Origin of the sequence: Micrococcus sp. (genome assembly GCF_030523875.1) — a bacterium.
Classification (GTDB): Bacteria; Actinomycetota; Actinomycetes; order Actinomycetales; family Micrococcaceae; genus Micrococcus.
Genome location: NZ_JAUNHR010000062.1, coordinates 6,400 through 14,701, shown reverse-complemented (window position 1 = coordinate 14,701; position 8,302 = coordinate 6,400). Strand labels below are relative to the sequence as shown.

9 protein-coding genes and 1 tRNA gene are annotated in these 8,302 nt (G+C 75.3%); 7 read left to right on the top strand and 3 right to left on the bottom strand.

Annotated features, from left to right (window positions below):
• Nucleotides 1-100: 100 nt before the first annotated feature.
• Nucleotides 101-174 (top strand) — tRNA-Val (locus tag Q4D18_RS08765).
• 84 nt (nt 175-258) lie between these two features.
• Here Q4D18_RS08765 and Q4D18_RS08760 read toward each other — a convergent pair.
• The gene (locus Q4D18_RS08760; protein ID WP_303127414.1) at nt 259-1,395 is read right to left on the bottom strand and encodes a C40 family peptidase; all 1,137 of its coding nucleotides are present in this window, start codon (nt 1,393-1,395) and stop codon (nt 259-261) included.
• A 209-nt stretch (nt 1,396-1,604) separates the two neighbouring features.
• On the opposite strand from Q4D18_RS08760, the gene Q4D18_RS08755 reads away from it, so the two are divergent.
• Nucleotides 1,605-2,447, top strand: a complete 843-nt coding sequence (locus Q4D18_RS08755; protein ID WP_303127412.1) for an AzlC family ABC transporter permease — start codon at nt 1,605-1,607, stop codon at nt 2,445-2,447.
• Nucleotides 2,444-2,800, top strand: coding sequence for an AzlD domain-containing protein (locus tag Q4D18_RS08750; protein ID WP_303127410.1), 357 nt, complete (start codon nt 2,444-2,446; stop codon nt 2,798-2,800). The genes Q4D18_RS08755 and Q4D18_RS08750 overlap by 4 nt, the downstream gene beginning before the upstream one ends.
• A 32-nt stretch (nt 2,801-2,832) precedes the next feature.
• Here Q4D18_RS08750 and Q4D18_RS08745 read toward each other — a convergent pair whose 3' ends face one another.
• Nucleotides 2,833-3,591 carry a LysM domain-containing protein gene (locus Q4D18_RS08745; RefSeq protein WP_303127408.1) on the bottom strand — a complete coding sequence of 253 codons (759 nt, stop codon included), beginning with the start codon at nt 3,589-3,591 and terminating at the stop codon, nt 2,833-2,835.
• A 94-nt stretch (nt 3,592-3,685) separates the two neighbouring features.
• On the opposite strand from Q4D18_RS08745, the gene Q4D18_RS08740 reads away from it, so the two are divergent.
• The 4 genes from Q4D18_RS08740 (at nt 3,686) to gndA (ending at nt 7,585) form a co-directional block, all read left to right on the top strand.
• Entirely contained in the window at nt 3,686-4,312 is a 627-nt protein-coding gene (locus Q4D18_RS08740) for a DUF2231 domain-containing protein (protein WP_303127406.1), read from the top strand.
• A gap of 56 nt (nt 4,313-4,368) precedes the next feature.
• Entirely contained in the window at nt 4,369-4,869 is a 501-nt protein-coding gene (locus Q4D18_RS08735; protein ID WP_303127404.1) for a hypothetical protein, read from the top strand.
• 135 nt (nt 4,870-5,004) lie between these two features.
• Nucleotides 5,005-5,919 (top strand): polyphosphate kinase 2, encoded by a 915-nt coding sequence (ppk2, locus tag Q4D18_RS08730; RefSeq protein ID WP_303127402.1) that lies wholly within the window; start codon nt 5,005-5,007, stop codon nt 5,917-5,919.
• Nucleotides 5,920-6,010: 91 nt separating this feature from the next.
• Entirely contained in the window at nt 6,011-7,585 is a 1,575-nt protein-coding gene (gene gndA, locus Q4D18_RS08725) for an NADP-dependent phosphogluconate dehydrogenase (protein ID WP_303127401.1), read from the top strand.
• Nucleotides 7,586-7,690: 105 nt separating this feature from the next.
• Here gndA and epsC read toward each other — a convergent pair whose 3' ends face one another.
• Nucleotides 7,691-8,278, bottom strand: a complete 588-nt coding sequence (gene epsC / locus Q4D18_RS08720; RefSeq protein ID WP_303127416.1) for a serine O-acetyltransferase EpsC — start codon at nt 8,276-8,278, stop codon at nt 7,691-7,693.
• Between the last annotated feature and the right edge of the window lie 24 nt (nt 8,279-8,302).

Sequence of the window (8,302 nt, the reverse complement as noted above, 5' to 3'; positions counted from 1 at the left end):
CGACCCCCGGCGGGGCCCGGACCCCGCAGGACCCTCGCGACGCCGTCGCGCGGCCGGCCTGAGCGTCCGGGGCCGCCCGGCGGTAGGCTGGGGCGCGTCAGGACCCATAGCTCAGCTGGTCAGAGCACCGCGTTTACACCGCGGGTGTCGGCGGTTCGAGTCCGTCTGGGTCCACCCGCACGTCGGCCCCCGGAGCCCCTGCTTCGGGGGCCGACGTCGTCCCGTCTCCGGCACCGGAGGTCCGGGCCGGGGCTGGGCTCAGGCCTGGGCGTACGCGGGGCGGACGGCTCCCGCGTAGTCGCCCATCACGTTGATGGTCTCGAGCGTCTCGACCACGATCTCGCGCCCCACCGTGGGGGCGTGGATGCCGTAGCCCTGGCCCACGTAGAGGGCCACGTGGCGGATCCGCTCCCCACCCGGCGCGAACGAGTAGAACAGCAGGTCGCCGGGGGAGAGGTCGGAGGCGGGGACCTTCGGCAGACCCGAGGAGTTCAGCTGCGGGCCGGCGTCGCGCGGGAGGAGGATGCCGTGCGAGCGGAGCACCGAGTACGTGAACCCGGAGCAGTCGAATCCGATGGGGGTCATGCCGGCCCACAGGTACGGCACGCCCTCGAAGGTCTTCGCCGTGGCGATCACCTCGTCGGCGGTGCCGAGGGCCGGCTCGCCCTCGGCGACGGCGTCCGCGGCGAGCCAGGCCGGCCCGGACCCCGGGACCGCGACGCGGACCGCGGCGCCGGACCGGTCCAGCAGCGGGAGGCGGGTCCCGAAGGGCACCGTCGCCAGTGCCGAGGTGCGCGCCTCGTCCGCGGACAGCGCGGCCGCGTCGGCGGTGACGCGCACGAACGGTCCGGCGTCCTCCGTGGCGAGGAAGGCGGTGTCGCGGACCAGATGCGCCGTGGGGACCCAGCTGGTCTGCAGGCCATGCTCGTTCGGGGCCGCCTGGGCGAGGAAGCTCACCTGCGCCCACGATCCCCGGACCTCGCGGACCGTCACACGCGAGCCGAGCGCCGCCTGCGTGTCGGTCTTCCCGCGCAGCCACTTGTGCTGCGCCACGTCCATGTGGGACAGCCAGGACGCGGTCCGGGGCTGCGCCTGCACGGCCGCGTCGTCGATGCCGTCCCGGTCGAGGCCCGGCTTCAGCCACGAGGTGGTGAGGGAGACCCGCACGGTGGCGTCCTCGCCGACGGCGAGGTCCTCGACCGCGGGGGTCCCGGGGGCGGGGGTCGGGGCCGGTGCCGGCGACGTGGGGGTCGCGGCGGCAGCCGAGGACGTCGTCGGCGGGGTGGCCGAGGACGAGGCACAGGACGTGGCGCCGGCGCCGAGCAGGCCGAGCGCTCCGAGGGTGAGCAGGCGGCGGCGTCCCAGGGGGCCGTCGTGGTGGGGTCCGTGCTGCACGGCGCATCCTCCCGGTCGTGGCGGTGGTCGGTGGGTGAGCGCCACGCGGGCGCGCAACAGCGCCGCCGACGGCGGGCCGATGTCAGGGGTCTCCTTCAGGCTACCGGGCGGGCCCGCCCCTCGAGGAGTTGATGTGATGCTTCTCACGCATGGTGCCGCCGCAGGCGTGTCCGGCCGCGGCGCGCCGTGGGTGGCATGCTGTCCCCACCATGCACGCCACCTCTGCCGCTGCCGCGCCGCCGCCCTCCGGCGCGTCCGCGGGCAGGGACCGCCGGCGCGAGGTGCTCATCGGGATGCGCCTGTCCGGACCGGCCGGCCTGGGCCTGTTCCCGCTCGGCGTGGCCTTCGGCATGCTCGTGGTCCAGGCCGGCCTGCCCGGATGGGCCGCGCCGCTGCTGTCCGTCGTGGTCTTCGCCGGCTCGGTGGAGCTGCTTCTGGTCGGCCTGATCGCCGCCGCGACCCCGCTGGCGAGCATCGCCGTCACCGTGTTCCTCGTGAACTTCCGACACGTGTTCTACGCGTTCGGCTTCCCCCTGCACGTGGTGCGCGGGCGGGCGGCCCGCGTCTACTCGATGGGGGCCCTGATCGACGAGGCGTACGCGATCGCCGCCGCCCACCCCCGGGGCTGGACGGGCCCACGTCTGCTGGCGATGCAGGTCAGCCTGCACCTGTACTGGGTGCTCGGCGGGGTGGCCGGCGTGGTCCTCGCGGGCCTGCTGCCCGCGCCCGTCGAGGGCCTGGAGTTCGCCCTCACCGCCCTGTTCACCGTCCTCGCGCTCGATGCGGCCCGCAGCCGCCGTCACGTGCCGCTCGTGCTGGCGGCCATGGCCGCGGTGGGCGTGTCGCTCCTCGTGGCGCCCGGAGCGCTGCTGGTCACGTCCTTCCTCGTGTACGTGGGCGTGCTGGTCGCGGCCCACGCGGCGGCCGCCCGCGGGGCCCGCCTGCCGCTGCCCGCGCAGCACCCCGTGACCGGACCCGTGCCGGTGCTCGAGGCGGCAGGCCCCGAGCCGACCCGCGCGCCCGACGCCGACCCCGGACGGAGGACGGGATGACCGCCCCCGTGGACCCCGGCCACCTGGTGGCCGCGGCCGTGGTGGCGGGCGTGGTGACGTTCATCCTGCGCGCGGCCCCCTTCGCGCTGCTGCGCCCGCTGCGGGAGTCCTCCCTCGCGGCCCGGCTGGCCGTCTGGATGCCAGCCGGCGTGCTGACGATCCTCGCGGTCGTGATGCTCCTGGACGCGGCGGCGCTGGCCCCCGGAGCCTCCGTGGACGGGCCGCGGGTGGCCTGCGCGCTGGCCGCCACGGCCCTCACGGTCCTCGTGCACCTGCTCGGCGGCCGGCGGACCCTGCTCTCCATCGGCACGGGCACCCTGGCGTACGTGCTGCTGGTCAACCTCCTGCTCTGACGGCCCTCCCCGGCGTCGGCCGGCCGCGCGCGTCAGGGCAGGCGCACCGGCGTGCCCACGGCCATCCGCTCCGGCACGATCCCGGGGTTCAGCCGCCGCAGCGTGGCCACGTCCGTGCCCTGCTCGCGCGCGATGCCCCACAGGGTCTCTCCGGCCCGCACGACGTGCGTCCGCCCCGTGCCCGTCGAGGCGCGCTCGTCCCCGGCTCCGCTGGGTCCGGCCGCCTCCGACGGCGCCGGGGGTCGTCCCGTGAGCCGCTCCTCCCAGGCGGCCGCGGCGCGGGCGAGCCGCCGACCGTAGGCCGTGACCCCGCCGGCCAGGGTTCCGGCGTTGTAGAGGGTGCCGGCCCGCTCGAGGCCGGCGGGGGAGAGGTCGCCGCGGGCGTGCTCGGCCAGGATCGTCAGGCCCAGGGTGAGGTTGTCCTCCGGGTCCGCCAGGTCCAGGCCCGCCTCGTCCGCCCGGTCGAAGAACGGCGGCCAGGTGATCTGTGCGGGGCCGATCCCGTTGGAGGTCTCCCCGTCCGCCACCCGACGCCGCAGCTCGGCCACGCGCTCCGGCGTCACCGGGACGTCCGGGCGGCCGGGGCGGGAGAACACCCCGCCCCGGTCGTTGCCGAACACGTTGCGCCCGCCCGACTCCACCTCCGCCAGCGCCGCGGCGACCGACAGCGGGACGCCCGCTCGGCGCGCCGCCTCCGCGATCGCGGGCGCGTTCTCCAGACGGCCGGACAGCACGTCCAGGCCCGGCCCCTCGTCGTCGGATCCGGTGAGCAGTCGGCGCAGCAGTCCCATCCGGCCAGCATGCCGCGCCCGCCGGGGCCGCCGCTACTGTGGACCTCAGGCCCGCCGCCATCGGGTCGTGATCCGCCCCTGACCTGGAGGAACCATGCGCGCACCGCGTCGCCGTCGTCCCGACTCCCGTACCGCCGCCCGCACCCGGAATCCCCTCTCCCAGGGGATGCACGCCCTGGAGGGTGCCCGCGTCCTGGACCCCGCCGTCGCGGCCGGCGATGCGCTCTCGGCAGCCCTCGTGGCCGGCCAGGTGCGACGCGCCGCGCTCCAGGGGGCCTGGCTGGGCCACGCGCTCCACCCGCTCGTGGTCCAGGTGCCGATGGGCACCTGGATGAGCGCCACAGCCCTGGACCTGCTCGGCGGCGACGACGCCCGCGGCAGCGCCACCCTGCTCACCGGCGTCGGTGTCGTCTCCGCGGTCCCCGCCGCCCTCACCGGGTGGGCGGAGTACGCCGCCTCCGGTCGCCCCGAGCGGCGGGTCGGCGTGGTGCACGCCGCCGCGAACGCCGCGGGTGTGACCCTCCAGGCCGGCTCCCTCGCGGCGCGCGTCACGGGGCGGTACCGTCTCGGCGTCCTCCTGGGACTGGGGGCCATGGGCGTGACGGGTGCGGCCGGCTTCCTCGGCGGCCACCTCGCCGCCGCGCGCAAGGTGGGCACCCACGACCCCTCGTTCGGGGCCCGGCACGGCGCTCCCACGCCCCAGGACCGGCTCGCCCGCTGACGCCGGGGCCGACGACGGCCCCGGCGTCCCCGCCCCGGCCCCAGTAGGGTGGGGGCATGTCCGCCACGCCCCACGGCTTCTGGAAACTGCCCGCCGCCGACGGTGACGCCCCGCGCCACCTGGCCGTCATCACGGGCGGGGAGGCCGGGCAGACCATGCTGTTCCTCCAAGACGGGGACGGCTGGCACGTGCTCGCCCTGTTCGAGGACGAGCTGGCCGGGAGGACGGCGGCGCGCACCCTCGACCGGCTCCTCCAGGCGCGGACCTACCTGCGGATGGGCGGCGCGGACGTCCTGGACGGCGCGGACACCGAGCGGCCGGGCGTGGAGTGGGCCGGCTACGACCGCGAGCCCGAGGAGGAGGACGTCATCGCCCAGCGGGACGTGGACCCCGAGGCGCGCCTGTGGGTGCTGCCCTCCACCGACGGCGCCACCGTGGGCCTGAAGCTGCCGGGCCATCCCCGCCACCGGGACGCGGTCGCCCAGTTCGTGGACGTGGCGGCGGCGCGCGCCGCCGTCGCCGCCGTGGACGCGCTCGTCGGGGCCGCCCGGCGCTGAGGGCCCGCCGTCGGCCGAGGCGGGCCATGGACGGGGGAGCCGCCCCATAATGGGAGCCGACCCCGTGGTGCCGGGCCGCGCCGGGCGTGCCGGCCTCCCGACGCCGCGTCCCGCCCCGCCCACGAAGGAGTCCCCATGGAGCTGCTGCAGCCCGACGCCCCCCGCGAGAACCTCCGCGAGTTCATCGACAAGCTGCGCGACGGCGGCTACACCGTGACCGACGGCCACACCAACGACCCCGACCTGATCGACCCCCAGGGCCGGGCCGTGGAGACGTGGAAGGAGGACTACCCGTACGAGGAGCGCATGACGCGCGAGGAGTACGAGCTGGAGAAGTACCGGCTGCAGATCGAGCTGCTCAAGCTGCAGTACTGGGGCGAGGACACCGGCCAGCGGCACATCATCGTGTTCGAGGGCCGGGACGCCGCCGGCAAGGGCGGCACCATCAAGCGCTTCACCGAGCACCTGAACCCCCGCACCGCGCGCACGGTGGCCCTGAGCAAGCCCACCGAGCGCGAGCTGGGCCAGTGGTACTTCCAGCGCTACATCCAGCACTTCCCCACGGAGGGGGAGATCGTCCTGTTCGACCGCTCCTGGTACAACCGCTCCGGCGTGGAGCGCGTCATGGGCTTCTCCACCGACCGCCAGTACGAGCTGTTCATGCAGCAGGTGCCGGTGTTCGAGAAGATGCTCGTGGAGGACGGGATCCACCTGACCAAGTTCTGGTTCTCCGTCACCCAGACCGAGCAGCGCACCCGCTTCGCCATCCGGCAGATCGACCCGGTCCGCCAGTGGAAGCTCTCGCCGATGGACCTGGAGTCCCTGGACCGGTGGGAGGCGTACACGGACGCCAAGGAGGCCATGTTCCTCCACACGGACACCGACCACGCCCCGTGGGTGTCCATCAAGTCCAACGACAAGAAGCGCGCCCGCCTCAACGCGATGCGCTACTTCCTCTCCCGCTTCGAGTACGAGGGCAAGGACCACGACGTCGTCGGGACCCCGGACCCGAAGATCGTCCAGCGCGGGCGCAAGGCCGTCGGCGACTGAGCCGCCCGGCCCGGGCGCCGCGCACGACCGGCGGGGGCGCCCGGCTAGGGTGGGGTCCGACCCCGGCCCGCCGCGTGAGGAGACCCACCCCATGACCGCCACCACCCCCGCCGCCCCCGCCACCGGGACCGCCGACATCGGCGTCACCGGCCTGGCCGTCATGGGCGCCAACCTCGCTCGGAACTTCGCCCGGCGCGGGCACACCGTGGCCCTGCACAACCGCAGTCGGGCCAAGACGGACGCCCTCGTGGCCGAGCACGGCCACGAGGGGTCGTTCATCGCCACCGAGACCCTCGAGGAGCTCGTGGCCTCGCTCGCCGTGCCCCGCCGCGTGCTGATCATGGTCAAGGCCGGCGCCCCCGTCGACGGCGTCATCGACCAGCTCGTGCCGCTGCTCGAGCCCGGCGACATCGTGATCGACGCGGGCAACTCCCACTACGAGGACACCCGCCGCCGCGAGGCCGCGCTCGCGGAGCGGGGCCTGCACTTCGTGGGCGTCGGCGTGTCCGGCGGCGAGGAGGGGGCCCTGAACGGGCCCGCCATCATGCCGGGCGGCCCGAAGGAGTCCTACGAGGCCCTGGGGCCGCTGCTGGAGTCCATCGCGGCGCGCTACGACGACGAGCCGTGCTGCGCATGGATCGGCACCGACGGCGCGGGCCACTACGTGAAGATGGTCCACAACGGCATCGAGTACGCGGACATGCAGGTCATCGGCGAGGCCTACGACCTCCTGCGCCGCGTGGCCGGCGTCGAGCCCGCCGAGCAGGCCGAGGTGTTCTCCGCGTGGAACCAGACGGACCTGGCCTCCTACCTCATCGAGATCACCGCCGAGGTGCTCCAGCAGGTGGACCCGGCCACCGGGCAGCCGCTCGTGGACGTGATCGTGGACGAGGCCGGCCAGAAGGGCACCGGCCGGTGGACCGCCATCTCGGGCCTCGACGTCGGCGCCCCCGTGGCCGCGATCGCCGAGTCCGTGTTCGCCCGCTCCCTGTCCTCCCAGACCGAGGTGCGCGCGCAGGCGCGGCAGACCCTCGCATCGGGCGTGGATCAGGCCCCCGTGGTGGCCGCCCAGGACCGGGACGCGTTCGTCGAGGACGTCCGCCAGGCCCTGTTCGCCTCCAAGCTCGTGGCCTACGCGCAGGGCCTGGACATGCTCACCGCCGCCGCCCAGGAGTACGGCTGGTCCCTGGACCTGGGCACCATCGCCTCCCTGTGGCGCGACGGCTGCATCATCCGCGCGGACCTGCTGGACGTGATCATGCATGCCTTCGGCGGCCGGGACACCGAGCGCCATCCGGAGCCGGGCACCCGCGCCGAGGGCCAGCCGGCCAACCTCCTGTTCGCCCCGCAGTTCACGCAGGCGATCGCCGAGGCGCTGCCGGCCTGGCGCCGCGTGGTGGCCACCGCCGTGACGGCGGGCGTGCCCGTGCCGGTGTTCTCCTCCGCCCTGGCCTACTACGACGGCCTGCGGGCCGACCGCCTGCCCGCGGCCCTCATCCAGGGCCAGCGCGACTTCTTCGGCGCCCACACCTACCGGCGCATGGACCGGGACGGCTCGTTCCATACCCTGTGGTCCGGGGACCGCACCGAGGTGGACAGCGACGGCGCCCCCGTCGTCATGCCCCAGCCGGCCGAGGGCGACCCCACGGAGGAGACCGCCCGCTGACCCGCGCCCCCGGCACGTGAGAGGCCCCCGTCCCCGGCGGACAGCCGATGGCGGGGGCCTCTCGCGTGTCGGGGGCGGGGCAGGCCCGTCAGCCCGAGGCGGAGCTCAGATCCACATCGCCGGGTCGACGTACTCGGCCGGGTCCACGAGCGGCTTGTCCTCGGCCGGGCCCTTGCGCAGGCGGTAGGTGGCGGGGACGCCCGTGGCGATCGCGCCGGCCGGGGTGTCCTTCACCACGACGGCGTTCGCGCCCACCGCGGTGCCCTCCCCGATCTCCACGGGCCCCAGGATCTTGGCGCCCGCGCCGACCACCACGCCGTCGCGCAGGGTGGGGTGGCGCTTGGTGCGGGCCAGGGACCGGCCACCCAGGGTCACGCCGTGGTAGAGCATCACGTCGTCGCCGATCTCGGCGGTCTCACCGATGACCACGCCCATGCCGTGGTCGATGAACAGGCGCCGGCCGATGGTGGCGCCGGGGTGGATCTCGATCCCCGTGGCCGCGCGCGCCGCCTGCGACAGCAGGCGGGCGGGGGTCTTCAGCCGGTCCACCTGCCACATCCGGTGCGCCACCCGGTGGGCCCAGACGGCGTGCAGGCCCGCGTAGGCCAGCGCCACCTCCACGTCGCCGCGCGCGGCCGGGTCGTGGCTGCGGACGGCGTCGATGTCTTCCTTGATGCGGGAGAGCAGGCCCACGGGGCAGTGCCTTTCGATCGTGAC